This is a genomic window from Pseudomonas trutticola BRTCR10 (assembly GCF_056155105.1).
The window spans coordinates 3033046-3059736 of sequence record NZ_CM149552.1; the positions used below are offsets into that span (position 1 = coordinate 3033046).

A 26691-nucleotide genomic window follows, 5' to 3' on the forward strand; every position below is an offset into this window, starting at 1 on the left:
GTAGAGAGCGAGTAAGTGCGTTGGAAGTCCGAATTCTTTACGGTTTGTTTGTTGTTGCAGGAGGTGGCTTAGATGTTTGGTGTTATGTGCGCAAGTAGCAGATGCTAACAACTAAGTTATTGCGTTGGTTGCGAGTTTGATAGTTTGCCTCTGGCCTGGAATGCAATCATGCGACTTGCATTTTTACTCATGTGCAGGAGGTTTTAGGAATATCGAATTATCAAAATCCGAATTTCGCCCCGTTTGGTGAACTTGCACAGTGACCCGGACTTAAATGTCGATAATGCTGTTTTTATCGGGCGAAGCAGTTTAGACCGAGGCATTCTTTTTTCTTTCTCGGTGAAAACAGTGCTGAATTTGAGTTTCCCGCCGATCACGATGCAAGCGGCAAGTGTGTGGCAAGCGACGCCGATCTCCCGCCACGAATAGCCACGCAGTACGATTGTCAGGCCTGGAAAAAGGCTTCGTTTATCAGGGATTTGTCTTTCGGCGAGACATGCGCGATCCGTTGATCATCTTCGAGAAGGGGTTTACCCGCCAGCCACTGGACAGTGGTGAATTATTCTCCAGCCTCGATTTCGGTAACGAATCGGTAAGTGTCCCGGAGCATAGCGCGGCTGCTCAGCAGTCTGGCCAAACGCCGGCCCAATCAGAGCCAGCGAAAGTGACAGTCGATGACATTATCGACTTTAGAGAGCGGCAAAAAGCCAAGCTCGATTGCATGAATGGTAAAGACTTGAGCGACCAGAAGGGGCGTTCATTCTGGTACCTCGGAGAAACGCAACAGAGAGGCTTCAAAGGCGTTCAGGAACCAAACCGGCAGCGTCGTTTTTCAGTCCAGAATGCTTTGGACCTTGTCCCTCAATTGGTCAATCGAAAAGGGTTTGCCGATAATGTGCATGCCTTCTGGCACATCAAGATTTTCCGCATAACCGCTGGCAAACAGAATCGGCAGAGCAGGGCGCAGCTTGCGTGCTTCGTTGGCCAGTTCACGGCCATCCATCCCCGGCAAGCCGACATCGGTCATCATCAGATCAATGTGCTTCTCCGGATCTTCGAGAATTTCCAGCGCCTGCTCGCTGCCATCCGCCTCCAGCACTGTAAATTCCAACTCCTCCAGCACATCGACGATCAGCATGCGCACGATGTCATCGTCTTCTACGACAAGGATGGTGGAAGCGGTGGCGGACATAATAAAAGCTCTCAAGGATGGAATTTTGGGGCGCCGGTCGATCAAAAATGCCGGGCTCCTGCATGAGTAAGTGGCGCATAGCCACAAGTTCCCGGCAGGACACAAAAAAGATTAGCTGCAAATGGGCGCGCAAGGATAACTGTTGGCGGGTCCAAAGGCGCAGGCAAATGTAGGAATTTGCGTCCAAAGTTGTGAGAAAAATGGATCCGCGCGGCTGTTTTGGGGCAAACTCTCGGGTTTTCAACAGTTCGACAAGGCTGCCCCATGTCCTCTCCGTCTTCGGTTGATGAGCAACGGTTTCGTAAAATCCTGAGTCGCAACATCAGCCTGCCCCTGGGCGTTGGTGTGCTCAGTGCCGTCTTCTTCGTTTCGCTGATCACTTATCTGCTGTCGGTCATCCAGTGGGTTGAACACACCGACCGGGTGATCAATAACGCCAACGAAGCGGTGAAACTCACTGTGGACCTGGAAACCGGCATGCGCGGTTTTCTGCTCAGCGGCGACGAGCACTTCCTCGATCCGTACGAAACGGCCAAGCCGCGCATTAATGTGGCGCTCAATACCTTGCTTGAACTGACCGCCGACAACCCGGTGCAGACCGATCGTCTGCGTCGTTTGCAAGCCCTGCAAACCGAATGGGCGAACTATGCGCAGTCGATGATCGATCTGCAGCGTTCCAGTGGCGACTATAAAGCGGCGGTCAAGGCCGGGCGTGGCAAGCGCCTGACCGACGAGATTCGCAAACAGTTCGAAGACGTGATCGACATGGAGCAGCAGTTGCGCACCACGCGCAACGAAGAAGTGCGCCGCACCACGATCTGGAGCATCACCCTTTATCTGTTGTTCGTGGCCGGTATCAGTGGGCTGCTGGCGTACATCGGCCGGCGCGATCTGGTCAATCTGTCTGACAGCTACGGCGCCACACTGGCGGCGCAGCAGGCCAGTGCCGAGCGTCTGGAGCGTCAGGCGTGGTTGCGTAATGGTCAGACCGAACTGGCCGAGCAGGTGCTGGGGCAACTGACGCTCAATCTGTTGGGGCGCAACATTCTGCAGTTCTGCGCGCAGTACCTCGGCACGGCCGTGGCGGCGCTGTATGTCCGTGAAGAGCACGGCGGCCTCAAGCGCGTGGCCACATATGGCTTCTCGCGCGAGCAGGAAGAACAGGATCAATTGATTTACAGCGGCGAGGGCATCGTCGGTCAGGTGGCGCAACAGGCGCGGCTGACTCGACTGGATTCGGTGCCAGGCGATTACTTCAAAGTCAGCTCCGGTCTGGGCGAAGGCCTGCCGCGCAGCGTGATGGTGGTGCCGACTACCGATGACGACCGGGTCAACGGCGTGATCGAACTGGGCTTCTTGCGTCCGCTAAACGACCGCGACGTCGAGTTGCTGGAACTGATTGCCAGCAACGTCGGCACGTCCATCGAAGCCGCACGCTACCGTCAGCGTTTGCAGGAAGTGCTCGCTGAAACCCAGCAGCTCAACGAAGAGTTGCAGGTGCAACAGGAAGAACTGAAAACCGCCAACGAAGAGTTGGAAGAGCAGTCGCGGATCCTCAAGGAATCCCAGGCGCATCTGGAAACCCAGCAAGTCGAACTGGAACAGACCAACGAGCAACTCGCCGAACAGGCGCAGACTCTGGCCGAGCAGCGCGATGCAATGGACCAGAAGAACACCGAGCTGAATCAGGCCCAGGTGCAACTTGAAGAACGCGCCGAAGAGCTGCAGCGTTCGAGCAAGTACAAGTCCGAATTCCTCGCCAACATGTCCCACGAACTGCGCACGCCGCTGAACAGTTCGTTGATTCTGGCCAAGTTGCTCGCGGAAAACCCGCAAGACAATCTCAGCGCCGAGCAGGTCAAGTTCGCCGAGTCGATCTACTCCGCCGGCAACGATCTGCTGAACCTGATCAATGACATCCTCGACATTTCCAAGGTTGAGGCCGGCAAGCTTGAGGTGATCCCGGAAAACACCAGCGTCGCGCGTCTGGCCGATGGTCTGCGCAGCGTGTTCGAACCGCTGGCGGCCGACAAGCGCCTGACCTTCAGCGTCGATCTGCTCCCGGACGCACCGGTCACCCTGTTTACCGACCGCCAGCGTCTTGAACAGGTGATCAAGAATCTGTTGTCCAACGCCGTGAAGTTCACCGAGCAGGGTACAGTCAGCCTGACCATCAGCGGCCAGCCGAACCAGCGCATTGCCTTTATCGTGCGCGATTCGGGTATTGGCATTGCCGCGGATCAGCAGGAAAGCATTTTCGAAGCCTTCCGTCAGGCCGACGGCACCACCAACCGCAAATACGGCGGCACTGGCCTGGGCCTGTCGATCTCGCGGGATCTGGCGACGTTGCTGGGCGGTTCGATCAGCGTCAGCAGCGCACCGGGGCAGGGCAGTGTGTTCACGCTGGTATTGCCGCAGCAGTACAGCGAAACATCTGAAGTGTCGACGGCACCGCTGACCTTCACCCCGCCGGCGCAGATCGTGACGGCGGCCGCTGCGCCGGCGATTTCGGTTTCACCTCTGGCGCCGGTGCACATCCCGCGCTTTGCCGATGACCGTGACAAGGCGCCGTTTGCCACCCGCTGCATTCTGGTGGTGGAAGACGAGCCGAACTTTGCGCACATCCTCTACGATCTGGCGCATGAACTCGGCTATCAGTGCCTGGTTGCGCACGGTGCGGACGAGGGGTATGACCTGGCGCGCGAGTTCGTGCCGGACGCGATCCTGCTCGACATGCGCCTGCCGGACCACTCCGGCCTGACTGTGCTGCAACGCCTGAAAGAACACGCCGAAACCCGGCACATCCCGGTGCACGTGATTTCGGTCGAGGATCGGGTCGAAGCGGCGATGCACATGGGCGCCATCGGCTATGCGGTCAAACCGACCACCCGCGAAGAGCTCAAGGACGTGTTTGCCCGTCTTGAAGCGAAGCTGACCCAGAAGGTCAAACGCGTGCTGCTGGTGGAAGACGACGATTTGCAGCGCGAAAGCATCGCACGGCTGATCGGCGACGAAGACATCGAAATCACCGCCGTGGGACTGGCGCAAGACGCGCTGGATCTGCTGCGCACGACGATTTTCGATTGCATGGTCATCGACCTGAAGTTGCCGGACATGCTCGGCAACGAATTGCTCAAGCGCATGTCCACTGAAGACATCTGCTCGTTCCCGCCGGTGATCGTTTACACCGGTCGTAACCTGACCCGCGATGAAGAGGCCGATCTGCGCAAGTATTCGCGCTCGATCATCATCAAGGGTGCGCGCTCGCCGGAACGCCTGCTTGATGAAGTGACACTCTTTTTGCACAAAGTCGAATCGCAGTTGTCCCATGAGCGGCAGAAGATGCTCAAGACCGCGCGCAGTCGCGACAAGGTCTTTGAGGGGCGCAAAGTTCTGCTGGTGGACGACGATGTGCGCAACATCTTCGCCCTGACCAGCGCGCTGGAAACCAAAGGCGCAGTCGTGGTGATCGGTCGTAACGGCCGTGAGGCGATTGATAAATTGAATGAAGTCGAGGACATCGACCTGGTGCTGATGGACGTGATGATGCCGGAAATGGATGGTTTCGAAGCCACCATTGAAATCCGCAAGGATCCGCGCTGGCGCAAACTGCCGATCATTGCGGTTACGGCCAAAGCCATGAAGGACGATCAGGAGCGCTGCCTGCAAGCGGGCGCCAACGATTACCTGGCCAAGCCCATCGATCTGGATCGCCTGTTCTCGCTGATTCGCGTGTGGTTACCGAAGATGGAACGTATTTAGTGGAGTGCAGTGATTCAGTGGAACGGAACAGCGAGATCGAATTGCGGCTGTTGATCGAGGCCATTTACCTCAAGTACAGCTACGACTTCCGCGATTACTCTGGCGCTTCGATCAAGCGTCGGGTGCTACACGCGTTGAACCAGTTCGAGTGCGCGACCATTTCGGCCTTGCAGGAAAAAGTCCTGCATGACCCGACCGCGTTCATGCAGCTGCTGCAATTGCTGACGATCCCGGTCAGTGAGATGTTTCGCGATCCGTCGCACTTTCTTGCCATTCGCAGGGAAGTGGTGCCGCTGCTCAGAACCTATCCGTCGATCAAGATCTGGATCGCCGGGTGCAGCACGGGCGAGGAGGTCTATTCGATGGCGATTCTGCTGCGCGAAGAGGGCCTGCTCGATCGCACGATTATTTACGCCACTGACATCAACCCGCGCTCGCTGGACAAGGCCAAGCAGGGGATTTTCTCGATGGAAAACGTCCGTGCCTACACCGCCAACTACCAGCAGGCCGGTGGTCAGCGTTCATTTGCCGACTACTACACGGCCGCTTATGGTTACGCGATTTTCGACAAGAGCCTGTGCGAGAACGTGACGTTCGCCGATCACAGTCTGGCCACCGACAGTGTGTTCTCTGAAACCCAGTTGATTTCCTGTCGCAACGTGCTGATCTATTTCAACAAGAAACTGCAGGATCGAGCGTTCGGGCTGTTTCACGAGTCGCTGTGTCATCGTGGTTTTCTAGTGCTTGGCAGCAAAGAGACGCTGGATTTTTCCAGTTATGCCAACCAGTTCGAAGCGCTGGTGAAACAGGAACGGATCTACCGCAAATCATGAACGATACAGCGGATCTGCCTCGAATCGAGGCTATTGTGGTCGGTGCTTCCGCCGGTGGCGTCGAGGCATTGATGAACATGCTTGGGTCATTACGACGTGGATTCGTGCTGCCGATCATCATCGTCCTGCACCTGCCGGAAGAGCGCCGCAGTCATCTGGCCGAGGTGTTCTCCCGGCGTCTGCTGCTGCCGGTGGCAGAGGCAACGGACAAGCAGGATATCGAAGCGGGCACGGTGTATTTCGCCACACCCGGTTATCACTTGTCGGTGGAACAGGATCGCAGCCTGTCCTTGAGCCTTGAGGAACGCGTCCATCATTCCCGGCCATCGATTGACTATCTTTTTGAGTCCGCCGCCGACGTCTACGGCCCCGGGTTGGCCGCTGTGTTACTGACCGGCGCCAATCACGATGGCGCGCGCGGGCTGGCCAAGGTCAAACGCCACGGCGGGCTGACCATCGTGCAGGATCCCGACGACGCCCAGGTCGCCACCATGCCTCTGGCTGCGCTGAAAATCCAGCAGCCGGATCATGTCTTACCCATTCACGGCATCGGCCGTCTGCTTGTCGAGCTGGAACGAATCGCATGCTGAGTAATATCCAGGCAAAACTGCTGATCGTCGACGATCTGCCCGAGAACCTGCTGGCGCTCGAAGCGCTGATCAAACGCGAAGACCGCACCGTCTACAAGGCGCTGTCGGCGGACGAAGCACTGTCGCTGCTGCTGCAACACGAATTCGCCATGGCCATTCTTGACGTGCAGATGCCCGGCATGAACGGCTTCGAACTGGCGGAGTTGATGCGCGGTACCGAAAAAACCAAGAACATCCCGATCATTTTTGTCAGCGCTGCCGGCCGTGAACTGAACTACGCGTTCAAGGGCTACGAGAGCGGGGCGGTGGACTTTCTGCACAAACCGCTGGATATCCATGCGGTCAAGAGCAAGGTCAACGTCTTCGTTGATCTGTATCGCCAGAGCAAGGCCATGAAGCAACAGGTCGAAGCGCTGGAACAGGCCCGCCGTGAGCAGGAAGCGCTGCTGCAGCAGTTGCAGAGGACGCAGTCGGAACTCGAGCAGGCAGTGCGGATGCGCGATGACTTCATGTCAATCGTCGCCCACGAAGTGCGCACGCCGCTCAATGGCCTGATACTCGAAACGCAATTGCGCAAGATGCACCTGGCGCGGGACAACGCCGCTGCGTTTACCCTGGACAAGATGCACGCCATGGTTGATCGCGACGAGCGCCAGATCAAAAGCCTGATCCGCCTGATCGAAGACATGCTCGACGTCTCGCGGATTCGCACCGGCAAGCTGTCGATCCGGCCGAACCGTTTTGATCTGGTGCAGTTGGTCAGTAACCTGCTGCAAAACTTCGCGCAGCAGATCGAAGTGGCGGAAACCACCGTCACGTTCGAAGCCGAGAGTCCGGTGGAGGGTTGCTGGGATGAATTCCGCATCGAACAGGTGATCTCCAACCTGCTGACCAACGCCCTGCGTTACGGCGGCAGAAGCCCGATTCAAGTCCGCGTCTACCGTCAGGGCAATCAGGCGCGGGTCGAGGTTCAGGATCATGGCATCGGCATCAGCGAAGAGAACCAGAAACGTATTTTTCAACAATTCGAACGGGTTTCCGCCAAGACGGTAGTCGCCGGGCTCGGGTTGGGTCTGTTCATTTCCGAGCAGATCGTCGCCGCCCATGGCGGTTCCATCGTCGTCGAGAGTCAAATCAACGAGGGCGCCCTGTTTCGCGTTTGTCTGCCGATCGAGGAAAACGGCAAATCCGACGCAACCTCTGAGTGACCGCACGGTCGTATCAGCAGCTATTGACCGAACAAAGGCTTCCCATGAGCGTAGATGCACAAGATGTAGTACTCGTCGTCGAGGACGAACCGGTTATCTTGATGATCCTGACGGACTACCTGTCAGGCCAGGGCTATCGTGTGCTGCAGGCCGAAAACGGCGAGCAGGCATTCGAAATTCTCGCGAGCAAGCCACATCTGGACATGTTGATCACCGACTTCCGTTTGCCCGGCGGCATCTCTGGCGTACAGATCGCCGAACCTGCCGTGAAGCTGCGACCGGATCTCAAGGTGATATTCATCAGCGGTTACCCGCAGGAAATCCGCGAAACCGGCAGCCCGATCACGCGCAAGGCGCCGATTCTGGAAAAGCCGTTCGATCTGGACGTGTTGCAGGAAAAGATTCAAGAACTGTTGGCCTGATTTACAGCGCCTGACCTGAATATCTCCCTGTAGGAGCTGTCGGAGGCTGCGATCTTTTGATCTTGTTTTTAAGATCAAAAGATCGCAGCCTCCGACAGCTNGGCTGCGATCTTTTGATCTTGTTTTTAAGATCAAAAGATCGCAGCCTCCGACAGCTCCTACAGGTTTTTTGCGGGGTCAGCCGCGGATCATCTCCCGCACCTTGGCGGTGAGTAGATCAAAGGTGAACGGTTTGGTGATCATCTGCATCCCCGAGTCGAGGAAACCGCCACGCACCGCCGCATGTTCGGCGTATCCGGTGATGAACAACACCTTCAAGCCAGGCCGGTATTGCCGACCGATCTCCGCGAGTTGCCGACCGTTCATGCCCGGCAAGCCGACGTCGCTGATCAGCAGATCAATGCGCTGCGCCGAGTTGAGAATCGGCACGGCGCCATCGGCATCTCCGGCCTCGACAAACGCATAACCCAATTCACTCAGCACCGAACTGACCAGCAAGCGCACGGCCGGATCGTCTTCGACGATCAGTACGGTTTCGCCATGGATGGCTTGCGGGGCTTGCTCGCAATTGCTGGCCGGTTGCTCCAGTTCTTCGCCACGGAAACGCGGCAGATAGAGTTTGACCGTCGTGCCTTGATCGATCTCGCTGTCAATCGACACGTGGCCGCGCGACTGTTTACTGAAGCCGTAGATCATCGACAGGCCCAGCCCGGTGCCCTGGCCGATCGGTTTGGTGGTGAAAAACGGATCGAACGCTCGGCTGATCACACTTTGCGGCATGCCGCTGCCGTTGTCGGTGACACTCAACATTACATAATCACCGGGCTCGAGGTTGGGGTAAGCCTCGGTGAAGTCACGGTCTAGCACCTGATTACTGGTCTCCACCACCAAACGGCCGCCCTCGGGCATGGCGTCTCGGGCGTTGATCACCAGGTTGAGCAGGGCGCTTTCCAGTTGGTTGGGATCCGCCTCGGCGACCCAGAGTTTTTCGTCCAGACGCATGTCCAGTTGAATGCTTTCGTTGAGGCTGCGCTGCAACAGCTCGCCCATCGACAGCACCAGGGTATTCATCTGTACGGCTTTGGAGTCGAGTGACTGCCGCCGGGAAAACGCCAGCAGACGATGAGTCAGGCCGGCGGCGCGGTTAGCCGAGGTCACGCCCAGATCGATCAGGCTGTCGAGGTCTTCAGTGCGTCCTCGGGCCAGACGCCGGCGCAGCAGTTCAAGGCTACCGATGATGCCGGTGAGCATGTTGTTGAAGTCGTGGGCGATGCCGCCGGTGAGCTGGCCGACCGCTTCCATTTTCTGCGACTGACGCAACGCTTCTTCGTTGTGCCGTAACTGTGCGGTGCGCTCTTCGACCTGCTGCTCGAGGGTTTCCAGCGTTGATTGCAGGCGTCGTTCGCTTTCGCTCAGGTCGATCAGGCGATCGCGGGCTTCGTACTGTCGTCGTCGACCGCGCAGGGCAGCGGACACCAGACTGATCAGGGTCGCCGGATGAAACGGGCGCTCAAGAAACGTGACATTGCCCAACAGATCGCTGAGGCGCGAGGACGGCCCTTGTTCCTGTCCGCCATGATGAGTGAGCACAACAATCGGCAGGTCCGACCACGCCGGCTGTTGTTCCAGGTGCAGGAACAACGCCTCCAGCTCTGGGCCGCGCAACGCTTCGGCGGCGATCAGCAACAGCCCGGCGCCGGGCTCCAGCTGCGCACACAGCGTGGCAAGGTCCGGGGTAATCAGGCCGCCGTAACCCGCCTCGTTGAGAATCATCAGCGCAATCTGGCTGTCGCGACCCATCGGCGCCAGAATCAGCGCGCGCTCGGCCAGCGGTACAGAAACGGTCACGAGCTCCCTTCCTGCAACAGCGGTTTGCTCGCGCCGAGATAGGTCGGTACGCCACGAAGCACACCCTGAAAGGCTTCCAGCGGCTCGCCGATGGTCATGCCTTGCTTCGAGATACGGTATTCGCGAATGGTCGATTCGTGGCTGCCGGTGCGTTTCTTGATGATGGAAATGGCGCGGCGGACCTTGCCGATGGCTTCGAAGTAACGCAACAGAATCACCGTATCAGCCAAGTAAGTGATATCGACCGGCGCTTGCATGTCGCCGACCAGACCGTGTTGGGCCACCGTCATGAAGGTGGCCGCGCCTTTGCGGTTCAGGTACAGCAACAGTTCGTGCATGTGCAGCACGAGGGCGTTTTCTTCCGGCATCGCGGCCTGATAGCCATTGATGCTGTCGATGACCACAGTTTTGATCTCGCCGTCATCGACGCAGCGGCGCACTCGGTGGGAAAACTCGCCCGGTGAAAGCTCGGCGGCGTCCACTTGCTCGATCAGCAGATTGCCGGTGGCGCGCAGGGCCTTGAGGTCGATGCCGATGTTTCTCATCCGTTCGAAGAGCAGTTCCAGTTCTTCGTCGAAGATGAACAGGGCGGCTTTTTCGCCGCGTGCCACTGCGGCGGCGGCGAAGATCATCGAGATCAGCGATTTACCGGTACCGGCAGGGCCGAGAATCAGCGTGCTGGAGCCGGTTTCGATCCCACCACCCAGCAGCGAGTCCAACTCCTTGATGCCGCTAGTCAATTGCAAACGCGGGTAATCGCCGCGATGTTCCGCGGCCACCAGCCGTGGAAAGACATGGACACCATCGCCCATGATGGTGAAGTCGTGATAACCGCCGCGGTACTTCTGCCCACGGTACTTGACCACCCGCACGCGTCGACGCTCGGCGCCGTAGTTGGGTGTGAGTTCTTCAAGCCGAATCACCCCGTGGGCAACACTGTGCACGGTTTTATCGAGGGATTCGGTGGTCAGGTCATCGAGCAGCAGAACCGTGGCGTTATAGCGCACGAAGTAATGCTTGATGGCGAGGATCTGCCGACGATAACGCAAGGAGCTTTGCGCGAGCAGGCGGATCTCCGACAGGCTGTCGAGCACCACCCGGGTTGGCTTGAAGCGTTCGACCGCTTCGAATATCTGCTTGGTGGCTTCGCCCAGTTCGAGGTCGGAGGAGTACAGCAGGCTCTGCTGATGCTCGGCATTGAGCAGGCTCTCCGGCGGCGTCAGTTCGAAGATCTTGATGTTGTCGTCAAGCTCCCAGCCATGGGACAGCGCGCCTTGGCGCAATTCACGCTCGGTTTCCGATAGCGTGATGTACAACGAGCGCTCGCCGGCCTTCGCGCCGGCCAGAAGAAAATGCAAAGCGGCCGTGGTTTTGCCGGTTCCGGGTTCGCCCTCCAGCAAGAAAACATGACCGCGAGACAAACCACCGGCCAGGATGTCATCCAGACCCACAATGCCGGTAGCGGCTTTCGCACTGATCAACTCGTTAGATGTAGACAAAAAATGCCCTCTCATGACTAGGGGAAGCGAGGCCGCCGACTGAATTGGGGGCGACCTGATTTACTTGACCCGTTGCAGTGATGGCAGTTCCACTTTTTCTTGCTGGCGAGGGGATTTATCCTCGCTGGCCTGCGAAGCAGGTCCTTGGCTGAGGAGGGGCCGCTTCGCGCTCTATCGGGGATAAATCACCTCGCCACAGGTCACATCTATCCGATTCAGAGACCCTGCTGCAACGCCGGATCATCCGGATTCAACTGCTCCAGCTGAGCCAGCAGAATCTGCACGTTCTGCAACTGACCGCTTTCTTTCCAATAGTTGATCAGCAACACCCGCGCCTTGCGATCGGCCGGGTGGCGCTGGACGATTTCCTGCAGTTGCTTCTGCGCCGCCTCGAGTTCCTCTGCAATGTGCAGAGTGGTGGCAAGGTCGTAGCGGTAATCCTTGTTTTCAGGTTCCAGTTCGACCGCTTTGGACAAGCCGAGCAGGGCGTATTCACGCTGGCCGTGGTGCAACAGCCACAGGCCGAGGGCATGTTGCAGATACGCCGAGTCAGGTTGGGCTTTAAGCTGTTGGGCGAGCAACTGCCGGGCCGCATCATTCTGGCCCTGGCGGTCGAGCACATCGATCTGCATCACCAGCGCCTGCAAGTTGCCCGGTTCCAGGCGCAGTGTGTTGTCCAGTGCCTGCTGCGCCTGTTTCAACTCGGCGTTGTGGATATAAAGACGCGCCAGTTGGGCGTAAGTCGCGGCGCTTTCCGGTTGGTCCTTAAGTGCTTGCTCCCAGCCATCGATCGCTTGTTGCAGCGGTCCGAAATACAGCCCCAGCTCGTCCGGGCTCAAGCCGAGCAGGGCGTTGATTGCCGCAAAACGAACGGTCTGATCCGCATCTTCGAGCATCGGCCCCAGCAACAGGCTGCGCTGTCCGCCCGGCACCAGCCCCACCACACTTTTGATCGCTGCCAGCCGCACTTCGGGCGCTTCGTTCTGCAGGTCGGCGTCGGCGAGTTTCAACGCCAGCGGACTTGGGTAATTCGGCAGCTCGCCGTGAAGCCAGACGCGGCGCTTGACCGACAGGTCCGGACGCCCCAGCTGTTGATACAACTGCCGCGCGGCACCGGGCTGCCCGGTCCGCGCGGCGCCCAGCGCTTCGCTGTAGCCATGCTTTATCGCGTCGGGAATGACCGGTGTGGTACTGCGCAGAGACAGCCATGCCACGACGACAATAAGCACAAGACCAAGGCTGATAAGCAGATAGCGGCGAGACTGAGGCATGCAGGTTTCCGAAAACAGGTGTACTTGAGCAGAGCGGCAAGCTTCGGTCAGCTCGGACCGTGAGTCAAACCCTGAGCATGCGAATCGCCCTACAAGTCCTGTCGACTGCGTAACCCGTCAGGCTTTCGCAGCAGTGTCTACGCTTGCAGGAGTCGCTTAAACGAGTGTGCCCATGCAAGCCCTGTTGAATTATTTCAAGGTGGTGATCCATCCCGGTCAGGCCGTCCTGCTGTTTGCCCTGCGCACCATCGCGGCCGGGTTGCTGACCCTGTATCTGGCGTTCCTGTTCGATCTCGATCAGCCGAAGTGGTCGATCATGGCCGTGGTCATTGTCAGTCAGCCGCTGGCCGGCATGGCGCTGGCACGCAGTTTTGGCCAGGTGATCGGCACCACGCTCGGTGCAGCGGTAGCGGTCTTGATCATGGCCATCTTTCCGCAGGCGCCGCTGCCGTTCATCACGACGCTGGCCCTGTGGCTGGCGCTCTGTACGGCGGGCGGCACGTTGCTGCGCTACACCAGTTCCCAGGCGTTTGTGCTCAGTGGTTACACCGCCGTGGTGGTGGCACTACTGGCCATTCCCGATCAGGACGGCACTTTTCTGCTGGCTGTCACCCGCGTCACCGAAACGTTGCTGGCCGTGGCCTGTGTCTGCGTGGTCAGCCTGCTCACCGCGCGTCCGGAAGCCGTCGCCAAAGGCTATTTCGCCAAGGTCGATCAGGTGATCAAACTGGTCGCCAGCCATTCCGCTGCGGTCATCCGCACACAAGAGAGCGAAGCCGACTTTCAACGTCGGCAAATGCAATTGCTTGGTGAAATCAGTGCCCTCGAAGGGCTGCGCCGTCACCTGTATTTCGATGCGCCACGGTTGCGCAGCGCCAATAACCTGGTGCTGTTACTGGGTAATCAGTTGATGCTTTTGACTTCGCGCCTGACCGCGCTGAGGCATCAACGCGAACTGCTGACCGAGCGCTGGGAGGGCGATTTGCCGCCCGACGTCCAGCGCCTGCGTGCCGATGAGCTGGCGCTTCTCGACCAGTTGGCGGAGCAGGGCCGCTCGCTCCCCGCCGAGAAACGGCATCACTTCATTACGCTGCAACAGCAGTTCGAAGCCTTGGCTTATGAGGCCGAACAGTTGACCGAAGACATGAGCGCCACCCTGCGTTCACTGGCGTGGGCATTGCGCTGGGAGCAGGCGCGTCTGTTACAGCAACTGGAACAGATCCTGGAACTGAGCGATGCCATTCAGGAGGGGCGCGAGGCCAGTTGCCTTTATCGTGGCCAGGCCAGCCCCTTGCATCTGGATTTCACTCTGGCTTCGATGAACGCCATTCGCGCCTTTACCGCGCTGCTGGTTGCCGGGTTGATCTGGATCGAAACCGCCTGGGACGGCGCACGGGGCGGGATGATTCTGGTGGGGATTCTCTGTTCGCTCATGGCGACGTTTCCGCGTCCGTTGATGGCGGCGCAAAGTTATGCCCGAGGGTTGGGATTGGCGCTGGTGGTATCGGCGCTTTATCAATTCATACTGGTGCCGGCGATCAGTGACTTTGAGTGGCTGGCGTTGTTGCTGGCACCGCTGCTTTATGTGATCGCGGTCGGTCTGGCGAGCCCGGCGACGGCGGGGATCGGCATGGGGTTGGGGTTGTCGAGTTTCCTCATGCTGGGCCCGCAGAATGTCGGCACCGGGCAGAACACGGCGATCCAATGGTTCGAATTTGCTGGAGCCTATGTCAGCGCGGCAATGCTCGCCCTGATCGTCTACGCGTGGATTTTTCCGTTCCGCCCGGTCTGGCGCCTTCGTCGCTTGTACAACGAAGCGCGTGAACAGGTGTATGAGCTGACTAAAAAACCAGCCACCGATGAGCAGCAATTCGCCTTCGAAAGCCGCATGGTCGATCGCTTGACCAGCATGCTTGGCTTGCTGCCGGCGGCGAATGACCGCGCCATGCAGCAACTTTACGAAATCAGCCTGGCCAGCGTGGCGCTGGGTGTGGCGATGCATCAGCTCAGGCAGCAGGCGCAGAACAATGCATTGCTCACCGACGTGTTCAGTCAGCGCTTGTCCTCGGCCTTGCGCAAGACCGGGCGCTTTGTCGCCGGGCGACAGGATGCGCAACTGACGCCGTTGCTGTCCACGCTGCATGCACTGGGCGATGAGCTGGATGATCTGCACGTCGCCAGTCATGAACATCTTTGGTCGGTGTTCCGCATGCGCGTGGCGCTGCTGATCGTTGTGTCATTTCTGCAGCGCCACGGCGAGTACCTGCAACGTAATGCCCCGGAAGGAGAACCGGCCCTTGCCCATTGATTTCGAGATTGGCGGCGTTTATCTGCCACCCATTGCTCAAGCCCTGTTGCTGGCCATACCGATATTCATGCTGCTTGACTGGGGCTTGCGCCGCTTGGGCGTATTGCGTCTGGTCTGGCATGAGGCGCTGTTCGAAGGGGCACTGTATGCCTGCGTCTGTGCCACGCTGCTTTTGCTGATGGGAGCCTGATGCCTTGAAAGTGTTACTCGCTCGATCAATGACGTTGGCCGTGGTGGCACTGGCCATCGTGCTCGGCTGGTTTGCCTGGGAGCATTACACCCGTGCGCCATGGACCCGGGATGCCCGGGTGAGGGCGGATGTGGTGACGCTGTCGGCCGACGTTTCCGGACGTATCGTCAGCCTGGCTGTGCAAGACAACCAGCACGTTGACAAGGGGCAACTGCTGATGGAGATCGATCCGGCACGCTACCGGTTGGCGGTAGAACACTCGCGGCGCTCGGTTGAAGTGGCAAAAGCAACTCTGGGGCAGTCGCAAGCGGCCATCGTCGCCAGTGAAGCACTGCTCAAACAACGTCAAAGCGAAGAGCGCCGGCGCCGTACGCTCAAGCAGGGTTTCGCGATCTCCGGGGAAGAATGGGAGAAATCCAGTACCGACGTGGCTGTGGCTCAGGCTGATCTGTTGCGCAATCAGGCCAATCTCGGCCTTGCGCAGGCGAATGTGCAATTGGCGATTGCGGCACTGACTCAGGCCGAACTGGATTTGCAGCGTACCCGTGTCGAGTCGCCGGTCAGCGGCTATGTCACCAATCTGCTGACCCGCGAGGGCGATTACGCAGTCGCTGGCGGCGCACTGTTGGCATTGGTAGACAGCGACTCGTTCTACGTCAGCGGGTACTTCGAGGAAACCAAATTGCCACGGATTGAGGAGGGCGACCGAGTGCGGATTCAGTTGATGAGCGGGGAAACCTTCGGCGGTCGCGTGCAAAGCATTGCCTTCGCCATTGCGGACAGGGAAAACGCCCCGGGCAGTCGTCTGCTGGCGAATATCAACCCGAGTTACACCTGGGTGAAACTGGCACAACGGGTACCGGTGCGGATCGACATCGATAGCGACTATGCCGGCAAGAACCGCTTGCGCGCCGGCACGACCGCCACCGTCACTATCCTTGAATAAGGCAGCTCCAGGGGTAAGTCACCAGGCACAAAAAAGCCCCGCGACCGAATGATACGCGGGGCAAAAAATTGGTTGGTTGCGGCCAACCAAAGGAGCTCTTTAAAAACTGGAAGTTACTTGCTGGCGACGGTCTCTGGCTGCCAGCCACCGCCAAGGGCCTTGTAGATCGCGACAATGCCGCGATAGAGATCGACTTCGGCCTGGGCCTGGCTGTCTTCGGCATTCAGACGCTCACGCTGTGCATCGAGCAGCACGAGGAAGTCAGTGGTGCCTTCGCGATAGCGAATCTCTGCCAGATCGGCAGCCTTGCGGCTCGATTCGCTCTGGCGGATCAGCGAGATCAGCCGTTGCTGACGTTTGCCGTAGTCGCTGAAGGCGTTTTCCGATTCTTCCAGGGCCAGCAGCACTTGTTGCTCATAGGTCGCCAGTGCGCCTTCGGCATCGGCATCGGCGCCGCGTAAACGGGCACGGACGCTGCCAAGGTCGAACGCTGCCCAGGTAATGCTCGGGCCGAGCGCCCAGGCGTTGGCCGCCGAGGAACCGATCTGCGAACCGCGTCCGGCCGTCCAGCCGAGGAAACCGCTGAGGCTGACCCGTGGGAACAGATCGGCCTTGGCCACACCGATGCGCGCCGTGGCGGAAGCCAGTTTGCGTTCAGCGCTGAGGATGTCCGGACGACGTTGCAGCAGTTCGCCCGGGTTACCGATTGGCAAGGCCTTGGCGATTGCTGGTAGCTCCTTTGGACTCAGGTCGACGGTCAGTTTGTCCGGACGCTCCCCCAAGAGGGTGGCGATGCGGTTTTTCTGTCGGACCTGTTCCGCCTGCAACTGCGGCACGCTGGCTTCGACTGAGGCCAGACGCGCATCGGCACGTTCGACATCGAGCTGATCGCCAACGCCGGCATCACGCAGGCTGATGGTGATCTTGCGCGACTCCTGCTGGTTGTTCAGGTTGGCCACGGCGATTTTTTCGCGTAGTTGCGCGCCGCGCAGTTGGCCATAAGCGTCGACCAGTTCGGCAATCATGGTGACTTGCAGTTGGTACAGATCGGCTTCGGCCGCTTGCTGGTCGGCGTCGCTGGCTTCCAGGTTGCGCTGGATGCGACCGAACAAGTCCAGTTCCCAGGCCATGTCCAGACCGAGGTCATAGCGTTCGCTATTGACCCGTTTGGTGGTCTGGCCAGGGATTTGCCCCTTGGCCAGATCGCTGCTGGCGCGGCTGGTGATGGTCGGCATCGCATCGTTGCTGACGTCGTCGCGGATCGCCCGGGCGGCTTTCCAGCGAGCGAACGCCACGCGCAGTTCACGGTTGCCTTGCAGCGATTGAGTCACCAACTGATTGAGGGTCGGATCGTCAAACTGCTGCCACCAGATGCCTTCGAATTTCGAACGGTCGAAGTTCTTTTGCCCGGCGGCGCCGTCGGTGGCGGTCGTGATGTTGGCCGCCTCCGTGGCTGGGGTCTTGTAGTCGGGGCCGACGGCGCAGGCGCTGAGGGCCAGCACCAGCAGACTCGGCAGGAAGACTTTCAGACTCATTGGTGCGCCTCCAGTGGCTTTTGAAGAGTGTGCGCCTTGGCCGCTTTACGCTGCTCGCTGCGTTCGACGAAGTTACGGATCAGTACGTAGAACACTGGTGTCAGCAGCAGACCGAAGAAGGTCACGCCGAGCATCCCGGAGAACACCGCCACACCCATGGCGTGACGCATCTCGGCACCGGCACCGCTGGAGAACACCAGTGGCACCACACCCATGATGAATGCAAAGGAAGTCATCAGGATCGGCCGCAGACGCAGACGGCAGGCTTCCAGTACCGCAGCAAGCGGGTCGAGACCTTCTTCCTGTTTGTCCTTGGCAAACTCGACGATCAGAATCGCGTTCTTACAGGCAAGTCCCACCAGTACGATCAAACCGATCTGGGTGAAGATGTTGTTGTCCCCGCCCGAGATGATCACGCCGGTGATGGCCGACAGCAGGGTCATCGGTACGATCAGGATCACCGCCAGTGGCAGGCTCCAGCTTTCGTATTGAGCAGCGAGCACCAGGAACGCCAGCAGTACGCAGAGCGGGAACACGAACAGCGCGGTGTTGCCGGACAGAATCTGCTGGTAGGTCAGGTCGGTCCACTCGTAGGTCATGCCGTTCGGCAGTTCATCCTTGAGCAGTTTCTCGATGGCTTTTTCTGCTTGACCCGAGCTGTAGCCGGGGGCTGCGGCGCCGTTGATTTCTGCGGTGATGAAGCCGTTGTAGTGCATCACGCGATCCGGACCCGAGGTGTCGCTGACCTTGATGAAGGTCGCCAACGGGATCATTTCGCCTTTGTTGTTACGCACTTTCAGCTGGCCGATCTGGTCGGATTCGAGGCGGAACTGTTGCTCGGCCTGAACGTTGACCTGATAGGTGCGGCCGAAACGGTTGAAGTCGTTGGCATACAGCGAACCCAGGTAGATCTGCAGGGTGTCGAAGATGTCGCTGACGGCCACGCCGTGGGTTTTGGCTTTTTCCCGGTCGATGGCGGCATCGACCTGCGGCACGTTCACGGTGTAACTGGTGAACAGGCCAGCCAATTCCGGCACGTTGTGGCTCTTGTTGATGATGTTCATGGTTTCTTTGTACAGCTCGTCGTAACCCAGGTTGCCCCGGTCTTCGATTTGCAGGCGGAAACCACCAATGGTGCCCAGACCTTGTACCGGCGGTGGCGGGAAGATCGCCATGTAGGCTTCCTGAATGTTCGCGTACTGGCCGTTCAAGGCACCGGCGATTGCACCGGCCGACATGCTCGGGTCTTTACGTTCGTCGAACGGTTTCAGGGTCACGAACACGATGCCGGCGTTCGGGCTGTTGGTGAAGCCGTTGATCGACAGACCCGGGAACGCTACGGCGCTTTCCACGCCTGGCTGTTTCAAGGCCAGGTCGGACATGCGCTTGATCACGTCTTCGGTGCGATCCAGGCTCGCGGCGTCCGGCAGTTGCGCGAAAGCCACCAAGTATTGCTTGTCCTGGCCGGGTACGAAACCGGTCGGCGTGTTGGAGAAACCGAAGAAGGTCAGCACCATCAGGCCCGCGTAGAGGAACAGAGCGATGCCGCTGCCACGGATAACCCGGCGCACGGTGCCGACGTAGCCATGGCTGGCACGGTCGAAAAAGCGGTTGAACGGACGGAACAACCAGCCACCGAAGATCTTGTCGAGCACCTTGGAGAAACGGTCTTTCGGTGCGTCATGGCTTTTCAGCAATACAGCGGCCAGTGCTGGCGACAAAGTCAGCGAGTTGAACGCCGAGATCACGGTCGAGATCGCAATGGTCAGGGCGAACTGTTTGTAGAACTGTCCGGTAAGGCCGGAGATGAACGCTGCTGGAATAAACACCGCGCACAGCACCAGCGCCGTGGCAATGATCGGGCCCGTCACTTCACCCATGGCTTTTTTGGTCGCATCGAAAGGGTTAAGCCCCAGTTCGATGTTCCGTTCGACGTTCTCCACCACCACGATGGCGTCGTCCACCACAATACCGATGGCCAGTACCAGGCCGAACAGCGACAGGGCGTTGAGCGAGAAACCGAACAAGTGCATCACCGCAAACGTACCGATCAACGATACCGGCACCGCCACCAATGGAATGATCGAGGCGCGCCAGGTTTGCAGGAACAGGATCACCACCAGCACCACGAGGATCAGCGCTTCGAAGAGGGTGTGAACCACCGCTTCGATCGAGCCGCGCACGAAGATCGTCGGGTCATAGACGATGCTGTAGTCCATGCCTTGCGGGAAGCCTTTCTTCAGCTCTTCCATCTTGCCGCGAACTTCGTTCGAGATGTCGATGGCGTTGGAGCCAGGACGCTGGAAGATCGGGATCGCCACCGCCGGCTGATTGTTCAGCAACGAACGCAGGGCGTATTGGCTGGAGCCCAGTTCGACGCGAGCGATGTCTTTCAGGCGAGTGATTTCACCGTTATCGCCTGCGCGAATAATGATGTTTTCAAACTCTTCCTCAGTCACCAGACGGCCCTGAGTGTTGACCGACAGCTGGAAGCTCTGCGCATTCGGGGCAGGGGGCGCGCCCAACTGGCCGGCGGCCACTTGACGGTTCTGTTCACGAATCGCGGTGACCACGTCAGTGGCTGTCAGATTGCGCGAAGCGGTCTTGTTCGGATCAAGCCAGACACGCAGCGAGTAGTCGCCCATGCCGAACAGTTGCACATCACCGACACCACCGAGGCGAGCGAGCTCATCCTTGATGTTGAGGATCGCGTAGTTGGACAGGTAGAGCATGTCGTAGCGCTTGTCTGGCGAGGTCAAGTGCACAACCATGGTCAGGTCAGGCGACGCCTTGTCGACGGTGATACCGATACGCGTCACTTCCTCGGGAAGCTTCGGCTCGGTACGAGTCACGCGGTTTTGCACCTGCACCTGCGCGTTGTCCAGGTCAGTGCCCAGAGCGAAGGTGATGGTCAGGGTGATCTTGCCGTCAGCGGTGGATTGCGAGGACATGTACAGCATGTTCTCGACGCCGGTGATGGCCTGCTCCAATGGAGCTGCCACGGTTTCACCGATGACTTTAGGGTTGGCACCCGGGAAGTTGGCACGTACCACCACGGTGGGCGGCACGACTTCCGGGTATTCGCTGATCGGTAGCTGGAACAGCGAGATCGCACCGGCGATCAGGATCAACAGCGACAGCACCGCTGCGAAGATCGGCCGTGAAATGAAGAATTGGGAAAAATTCATCGGAGTTGTCGTCCCTTAACCGCGTGGGGTCGTAGCAGCCAGCTTCACAACCGCACCGGACGCGCCTTTGGCAGGGGCGACTTTAGGCAGGTTGCTGGCTTCCAGCGCTTGACGTTGTTGAGCGAGTGCCGCAATGGTTTGCTCGCTGGCCATCGGCACCACTTCAGGAGTGACCGGTGAGCCAGGACGTACCCGTTGCAGACCCTTGACGATGATTGTGTCGTCCTTGTTCAGGCCGGTACGGACGATGCGCAGACCTTCGATTTTCGGACCGAGTTCGACGGCGCGGTAAGCGGTTTTGTTGTCCGCGTCCATCACCAGTACGAACTTCTTGCCGAGGTCGGTGCCGACCGCTTCGTCGTTGATCAGCATGGCGTTGTAGGTGCCGCTGCCCACCAGCTTCAGGCGTGCATACAGACCCGGGGTGTAGGTGCCGTCGCTGTTGTCGAACACCGCGCGACCACGGATGGTGCCGGTTTTCGGATTGACCTGATTGTCGACGAAGTTCATCTGGCCCTGGTGCGGGTTACCGTCTTCGTTGGACAGGCCCATGTACACCGGCGTGGTGGCGCCGCGCTGACCCTGACGGGCGAGTTGAGTGTATTTGAGGAACACACGCTCGTCGGCGTCGAAGTAGGCGTAGACCTTGTCGGTGGAAACCACGCTGGTCAGCGGCGTGGTGTCGGCGGTGACCAGGTTGCCGGCGGTGATCTCGGCACGGCTGACACGGCCGCTGATCGGCGCGGTCACGCGGGTGAAGCTCAGGTTCAGTTTGGCCAGGTCCAGTTGCGCTTGCAGGGCACCGACGGCGGCGCGGGCTTCTTGTGCAGCGCTGGTGCGCGAATCGGCCAACTCGGCGGAGATCGCGTTACTGGCACGCAGACGTTCGCCACGGCCGGCTTCGTTTTCACTGCGGGTGGCGTTGGCGCGGGACTGGGCTACCAGAGCTTCGAGGCGGCGCACCTCAGCCTGGAACGGACGAGGGTCGATCTGGAACAGCAGGTCGCCTTTCTTGACCAGCGCACCTTCAGTGAAGGCGACTTCGTCGATCTGGCCGGAGACCCGTGGACGGATTTCAACGGTTTCCGGGGCTTCAAGGCGCCCGGTGAATTCGTCCCACTCGTTGACCGGTTGTTCCAGCACTTTGGCCACGCTGACTTTGGCAGCGGGCATAGTGGCGGCAGTCTCCGGAGTCTTGCCGCAGGCGCTCATCACCAGTACGGCCAACATGGCCAACGGGAAGCGCAAATGTTTGAGTGACTGTTCCATGGATGCATCCGCCAATGTATTGAAGATGGGCGGATGATGCTCGGCGGGGTGTGATGGCACGAATCGAATGAAGCAAAGGTAACTATCATTCGGAATGATATAAGACCCGAGCGAGCCCTCTAGCATGCACCTTTCGTTAGGGGGCTATCAATCTCTCTGGAGGCAATTCTGTGTTGCCCCGTGTGCAAAAGTCAGGAGCGAGGCTGCGCGGTGGGGATTACGTGACGATTAAAAAACTGGGGCGAGGGAGCTTGCTCCCTCGCCCCAGTGACATCAGAGTTTCGGCAACTGGCCAATGCGGCCAATCATTTCCGTAACGATCTGCAGATCCAGTTGGAATTGCTCCACGGTCTTGAATTCACCGTCGGTGTGCCCGGTGTATTTCACGTCCGGCTTGGCCAGACCGAACTGCACGCCGTTCGGCAATTCATGCACCGAGGTGGCGCCAGCGGAGGTGCCGAACTCGTGTTTCATGCCGAGGTTTTCAGTCGATACTGCCAACAGCGCCTTCACCCATTCACCCTCAGGGTTGCGGTACATCGGCTCGGCGATCGAGTAGTCGAAAGCAACGCCAACATGGCTCTTCTTGCTCCACCCCGCCAGTTTCTCAGCGATCTCAGCCTTGAGCTTCTCTGGCGACTTGCCCTTCGGCACGCGCAGGTTGACCGCGAGTTTGAAGGCTTTCTCGTCCTCGCCAACGTAGGTCAGCGAGGTGGTCAGCGGCCCCATGAACGCATCGGAGAACCCGACACCAAGCTTGTTGCCCAGATAATCCAGCCCCCAGTTATCAGCGGCGTAACGTGCGGCGTCAGTAATATGGTTGTGCTTGAGGGCGACCTTGCCATCAAGGCTGTTAATAAAGACCAACATTCGCGCGACCGGATTAACCCCTGACTCGGGTTCGGAGGAGTGCGCTGATACGCCCGTCACCGTCAGCTTGACGTCTTTACCGTCAACCTTGGCGCTCACCTGGAAATCGCCGCCACTGCGCTTGGCAAACTCGTCCCCGGCCTTCTGCAGACTGGCAGCCAGCTCCGCAGGTTTGTCGGTGATCAGGGTGGCGACTGAAACCGAAGGAATCTGGTTGGTCGCCAGGCCACCGGTCATAGCAATGATTTCCGCACCCTTGCCCTCAGCTTTGCGCTTGGCAAAGTTGGCCATGACCGTGCCGTAACCTTTCTCGGCAATCACCACCGGGTAGCCACCATCCAGTGCCAGGTTGTAGTTGGGCGTCGGATTACGTTCGAAGTAGTAGGGGATCGCATCGCCGGTGGTTTCTTCGGTGGTGTCCACCAACAGTTTGAAATTGCGTGCCAGTGGCAGCTTTTCATCCTTGATGACTTTCATCGCATAGAGCGTGACGACGATGCCGTTCTTGTCATCCTCGGTGCCACGGCCGTACATGCGATCACCGATCAGAGTGATCTTGAAGGGGTCGAGGCGGGTGCCATCCTTCAATACCCAGTTTTCCGGCGTCACCGGCACCACGTCGGCGTGGGCATGAATACCAACGACTTCATCTCCGCTGCCTTCGAGCGAAATCTCATAAACGCGGTTGTCGATGTTGCGGAAATTCAGGTGGAAGGACTCGGCCAGGCTCTTGATCTTTTCGCCGATCTTGATGAATTCCGGATTGTCGTGCTGGGCTACGCCGTCCTTGCGATAGGTTGGGATCTCGACCAGTTCGCGCAGTGTCTCGGTGGCAGCGGCGCTGTATTTCACCCGGGCATAAATACCGAGCAGACGATAGATCTCGTTCTGCTGCTCAGCGGTCAGGGTCTTGTTGTCGAGAAAAGCGCTGATGGCCGGGCCAATGTCGGCGGCTTTCGCCAGATCGCTCTTGGCGAGGCTACCAAGGAACTGACGGAAATCCGTAGTCGACTCGGCCTTGAAGGTTTTGAGGATTTCAGCGCTCTGCTGCGGGGTAAGGTTGGCCTGAGCCGGCGCGGTGAAAGCCGACAGTCCAGCCAGCATCAAGGTCGTTGCAGCCAGTTTTTTGAAAGGGAAATTCATTACGAAGGGCATTCCTTTGCAGGGCAGTGAGTAAGGGGTGTCTCAGCGTTGAGACACATGCACTTACAAACTAACACCGTGCCAGAGCATTGCGGGAGTCCTGAAACGGGATCTGTCGCACAGAAATGCAAAAGCGACGCACAATCGAAAGTGATCCTGGCTCAGCCACCGATGTCTTCGCGGGTCGTCGACGAGCATTTCACTTTTTCTTTATAGTGCAGGCCCCAGCGGACCACCTGCCACCTGAGTTTTTCGGCAACGGGTAAAGCAAAACCGCGCGCGATCTTGGACTGAGTAATACACCCCTTCAATGAGCAATTCTACGACTACAACCAACGGCAACTGGTATGCAGTGATTGCCTTGGCACTGGCTGCGTTTGTATTCAACACCACCGAGTTTGTGCCGGTGGGGCTGTTGAGTTCGATTGGTGGCAGCTTCGATATGTCTACGGCGCAGGTCGGCCTGATGCTGACAATCTATGCGTGGGTGGTGTCGTTGACCTCGCTTCCCATCATGTTGCTGACGCGCAACATCGAGCGGCGCAAGCTATTGATCGTATTGTTTACGCTGTTCATCGCAAGTCATGTCCTGTCGAGTCTGGCGAGCAGTTTCGCTGTTCTGATGGTGAGCCGCATCGGCGTGGCGCTGGCGCACGCGCTGTTCTGGTCGATCACGGCTTCTCTGGCCGTGCGGCTCGCGCCACAGGGCAAGCAGGTGCAGGCCTTGGGCTTGTTGGCAACGGGTACCTCGCTAGCGATGGTGCTGGGTATTCCTCTCGGCCGATTGTTGGGCGAGGCCATGGGTTGGCGTACCACGTTCATGGTGATCGGCGGATTGGCGGCTGCGCTGGTAATGTGCCTTGCCAGAGTTCTACCGTTGTTGCCCAGTCAGAACTCTGGTTCCCTGAGAAGCCTGCCGTTGTTGTTCAAACGACCTGCACTGGTGGCGCTTTATATTCTGACGGCCATGGTGGTGACGGCTCACTTCACGGCTTACAGCTACATCGAACCCTTCGTTGAAGTGGTCGCGGGCATGAGTAGCGATGCGGTGACGCTCATCCTGCTGTTGTTCGGTGGCGCAGGTATTTTCGGATCGCTGCTGTTCAGTTGGCTGCACCGGTATAACCCGCATCGTTTTCTGGTCATCTGTGTGATGCTGCTCGTGGTGTGCCTGGCGTTCCTCTTGCCGTTGAACGGCAAAGTCTCCTATTTGGGGGCGCTAAGTGTTTTCTGGGGAATGGCGATCATGGGATTTGGGCTGGCGTTGCAGTCCAGGGTTCTGGTGTTGGCACCGGACGCTACCGATGTGGCGATGGCGCTTTTCTCGGGTATCTACAACATCGGTATTGGTGGTGGGGCACTGTTGGGGAGTTGGGTTGGTGGCCAGATCGGGTTCGCTTACATTGGAATTGCTGGAGGCGTGCTGGCAGGTCTGGCGCTGATGATTTACAGCCTGACGATCTATCGCCTCACCAGCGCCCGAAGCCCGGGCCCGAAGTCGATGACGTGAGATCGCCCGGTGAGCAGAGGGTGCCTGGCGTTGTCAGGCTGCTCAGTGCGACGGAAGCTCAAGGCTGTCCGGATCCCCAAAGAACATCTGAATCCGCGATCTCAACCAACGCTCACCCGGATCGTTATCCTGCGACCCACGCCAGGCCATGTGCAGTTCAAACGTCCGCGTCGGCAACGGCGGATCTTCCGCCCTCACACCGCCAGCCGCCGTCAGCGCATCCGCCGTGTAATCCGGTACGGTTGCAACAATGTCAGTGCCCGCCAGCAACGTACTCAAACCGTTGAACTGCGGCACAGCCAGCACCACATGGCGTTTGCGCCCGAGTTTCTCCAGTTCCTCATCAATAAAGCCACTGAGGTCGCCCGCAAACGAAACCAGTGCATGCGGTCGCGCGCAGTAATCGTCGAGGCTCAACGGGCCAGGGACCGTGTCGGCGCGCAACAGTTTTGGCTGGCTGCGGCGCAAGACTTTGCGCTTGGCATTGGCCGGCAGGTCGGTGGTGTAGCTGACGCCGATCGAAATCTCACCGGAAGCCAGCAGGCTTGGCATCAGGATGTAATTGACTCGGCGCACCACCAGCACGATCCCAGGCGATTCGGCGCGCAGGCGTTTTAGCAGCATTGGCAGCAGTGCGAATTCGACGTCATCGGACAAACCGATGCGAAACACCGAGGTGCTGGTAGCGGGGTCGAATTCTGCGGCACGGCTGACGGCGGTCGAAATCGAGTCGAGGGCGGGCGAGAGCAGGGCGAATATTTCCACCGCACGGGCGGACGGTTCCATGCTCCGGCCGGTGCGCACGAACAAAGGATCATCGAACAGGCTGCGCAGACGCGAGAGCGCCGCACTGATTGCCGGCTGGCCAAGGAAAAGCTTCTCGGCGGCACGGGTCACGCTGCGTTCGTGCATCAATGTTTCGAATACGATCAACAGGTTCAGGTCGACACGACGCAGGTCATTACGATTCATCTGGAGTCCTGGCAGAGTCATCAAGCTTGACGAGGGCGGCCATATGAGAACAATGGCCGGCATGAATCTTACGGGGAAAGGCTGGTACTCTGCACCGGAAAATTCAGCTTTACTCACACGGGCGCAGCAGTTTTT

General features: G+C 58.9%; 18 protein-coding genes. 9 read left to right on the plus strand and 9 right to left on the minus strand.

Annotated features, from left to right (window positions below; translation table 11 throughout):
* Positions 1-832 precede the first annotated feature (832 nt).
* Entirely contained in the window at positions 833-1192 is a 360-nt protein-coding gene (locus tag ACVVH8_RS13635; RefSeq protein ID WP_475231170.1) for a response regulator, read from the minus strand.
* 264 nt (positions 1193-1456) lie between these two features.
* Here ACVVH8_RS13635 and ACVVH8_RS13640 point away from each other — a divergent pair, with 264 nt between their 5' ends.
* Genes ACVVH8_RS13640 through ACVVH8_RS13660 form a run of 5 tightly spaced genes read left to right on the plus strand, consistent with a single transcriptional unit; the run spans position 1457 to position 8007 of the window.
* Positions 1457-4954: a response regulator gene (locus ACVVH8_RS13640; RefSeq protein WP_103304986.1), complete on the plus strand. Its 3498-nt coding sequence runs from the start codon at positions 1457-1459 to the stop codon at positions 4952-4954.
* Positions 4954-5787, plus strand: a complete 834-nt coding sequence (locus ACVVH8_RS13645) for a CheR family methyltransferase (protein ID WP_103304985.1) — start codon at positions 4954-4956, stop codon at positions 5785-5787. Before ACVVH8_RS13640 ends, ACVVH8_RS13645 begins: the two co-directional genes overlap by 1 nt.
* Complete coding sequence (locus ACVVH8_RS13650; protein ID WP_213028572.1) at positions 5784-6377, plus strand: chemotaxis protein CheB; 594 nt, start codon at positions 5784-5786, stop codon at positions 6375-6377. Before ACVVH8_RS13645 ends, ACVVH8_RS13650 begins: the two co-directional genes overlap by 4 nt.
* Positions 6371-7585, plus strand: coding sequence for a hybrid sensor histidine kinase/response regulator (locus ACVVH8_RS13655; protein WP_103304983.1), 1215 nt, complete (start codon positions 6371-6373; stop codon positions 7583-7585). The genes ACVVH8_RS13650 and ACVVH8_RS13655 overlap by 7 nt, the downstream gene beginning before the upstream one ends.
* Before the next feature lie 44 nt (positions 7586-7629).
* Positions 7630-8007 (plus strand): response regulator, encoded by a 378-nt coding sequence (locus ACVVH8_RS13660; RefSeq protein ID WP_103304982.1) that lies wholly within the window; start codon positions 7630-7632, stop codon positions 8005-8007.
* A gap of 177 nt (positions 8008-8184) precedes the next feature.
* Here the strand turns inward: ACVVH8_RS13660 and ACVVH8_RS13665 are convergent, their stop codons facing one another.
* The 3 genes from ACVVH8_RS13665 to ACVVH8_RS13675 form a co-directional block, all read right to left on the minus strand.
* Positions 8185-9855 carry an ATP-binding protein gene (locus tag ACVVH8_RS13665; RefSeq protein WP_103304981.1) on the minus strand — a complete coding sequence of 557 codons (1671 nt, stop codon included), beginning with the start codon at positions 9853-9855 and terminating at the stop codon, positions 8185-8187.
* Positions 9852-11354, minus strand: coding sequence for an ATPase domain-containing protein (locus tag ACVVH8_RS13670; RefSeq protein WP_103304980.1), 1503 nt, complete (start codon positions 11352-11354; stop codon positions 9852-9854). The genes ACVVH8_RS13665 and ACVVH8_RS13670 overlap by 4 nt, the downstream gene beginning before the upstream one ends.
* Positions 11355-11569: 215 nt before the next feature.
* Positions 11570-12625 carry a tetratricopeptide repeat protein gene (locus ACVVH8_RS13675; protein WP_475230790.1) on the minus strand — a complete coding sequence of 352 codons (1056 nt, stop codon included), beginning with the start codon at positions 12623-12625 and terminating at the stop codon, positions 11570-11572.
* A 172-nt stretch (positions 12626-12797) separates the two neighbouring features.
* Between ACVVH8_RS13675 and ACVVH8_RS13680 the strand changes: the two genes are divergently transcribed.
* Genes ACVVH8_RS13680 through ACVVH8_RS13690 form a run of 3 tightly spaced genes read left to right on the plus strand, consistent with a single transcriptional unit; the run spans position 12798 to position 16069 of the window.
* The gene (locus tag ACVVH8_RS13680; RefSeq protein ID WP_475230792.1) at positions 12798-14933 is read left to right on the plus strand and encodes an FUSC family protein; all 2136 of its coding nucleotides are present in this window, start codon (positions 12798-12800) and stop codon (positions 14931-14933) included.
* Positions 14923-15123, plus strand: a complete 201-nt coding sequence (locus ACVVH8_RS13685) for a DUF1656 domain-containing protein (RefSeq protein ID WP_103304977.1) — start codon at positions 14923-14925, stop codon at positions 15121-15123. The genes ACVVH8_RS13680 and ACVVH8_RS13685 overlap by 11 nt, the downstream gene beginning before the upstream one ends.
* Before the next feature lie 4 nt (positions 15124-15127).
* Complete coding sequence (locus ACVVH8_RS13690) at positions 15128-16069, plus strand: HlyD family secretion protein (RefSeq protein ID WP_315445341.1); 942 nt, start codon at positions 15128-15130, stop codon at positions 16067-16069.
* Positions 16070-16182: 113 nt separating this feature from the next.
* Here the strand turns inward: ACVVH8_RS13690 and ACVVH8_RS13695 are convergent, their stop codons facing one another.
* The 4 genes from ACVVH8_RS13695 to ACVVH8_RS13710 all read right to left on the minus strand — a co-directional run bounded on the left by ACVVH8_RS13695 (position 16183) and on the right by ACVVH8_RS13710 (position 24074).
* Positions 16183-17604, minus strand: coding sequence for an efflux transporter outer membrane subunit (locus ACVVH8_RS13695; protein WP_475230794.1), 1422 nt, complete (start codon positions 17602-17604; stop codon positions 16183-16185).
* A complete protein-coding gene (locus ACVVH8_RS13700) occupies positions 17601-20792 on the minus strand; it encodes an efflux RND transporter permease subunit (protein ID WP_315445343.1) in 3192 nt (1063 codons plus the stop codon). Before ACVVH8_RS13700 ends, ACVVH8_RS13695 begins: the two co-directional genes overlap by 4 nt.
* 15 nt (positions 20793-20807) lie before the next feature.
* Positions 20808-22061 carry a multidrug efflux RND transporter periplasmic adaptor subunit MexE gene (mexE, locus tag ACVVH8_RS13705; protein ID WP_103304973.1) on the minus strand — a complete coding sequence of 418 codons (1254 nt, stop codon included), beginning with the start codon at positions 22059-22061 and terminating at the stop codon, positions 20808-20810.
* A 273-nt stretch (positions 22062-22334) separates the two neighbouring features.
* Positions 22335-24074 carry a dipeptidase gene (locus tag ACVVH8_RS13710; RefSeq protein ID WP_475230796.1) on the minus strand — a complete coding sequence of 580 codons (1740 nt, stop codon included), beginning with the start codon at positions 24072-24074 and terminating at the stop codon, positions 22335-22337.
* 310 nt (positions 24075-24384) lie between these two features.
* Here ACVVH8_RS13710 and ACVVH8_RS13715 point away from each other — a divergent pair, with 310 nt between their 5' ends.
* The gene (locus tag ACVVH8_RS13715) at positions 24385-25584 is read left to right on the plus strand and encodes a sugar transporter (protein WP_475230798.1); all 1200 of its coding nucleotides are present in this window, start codon (positions 24385-24387) and stop codon (positions 25582-25584) included.
* A 42-nt stretch (positions 25585-25626) separates the two neighbouring features.
* Here the strand turns inward: ACVVH8_RS13715 and ACVVH8_RS13720 are convergent, their stop codons facing one another.
* Entirely contained in the window at positions 25627-26556 is a 930-nt protein-coding gene (locus ACVVH8_RS13720) for a LysR family transcriptional regulator (RefSeq protein ID WP_103304970.1), read from the minus strand.
* Between the last annotated feature and the right edge of the window lie 135 nt (positions 26557-26691).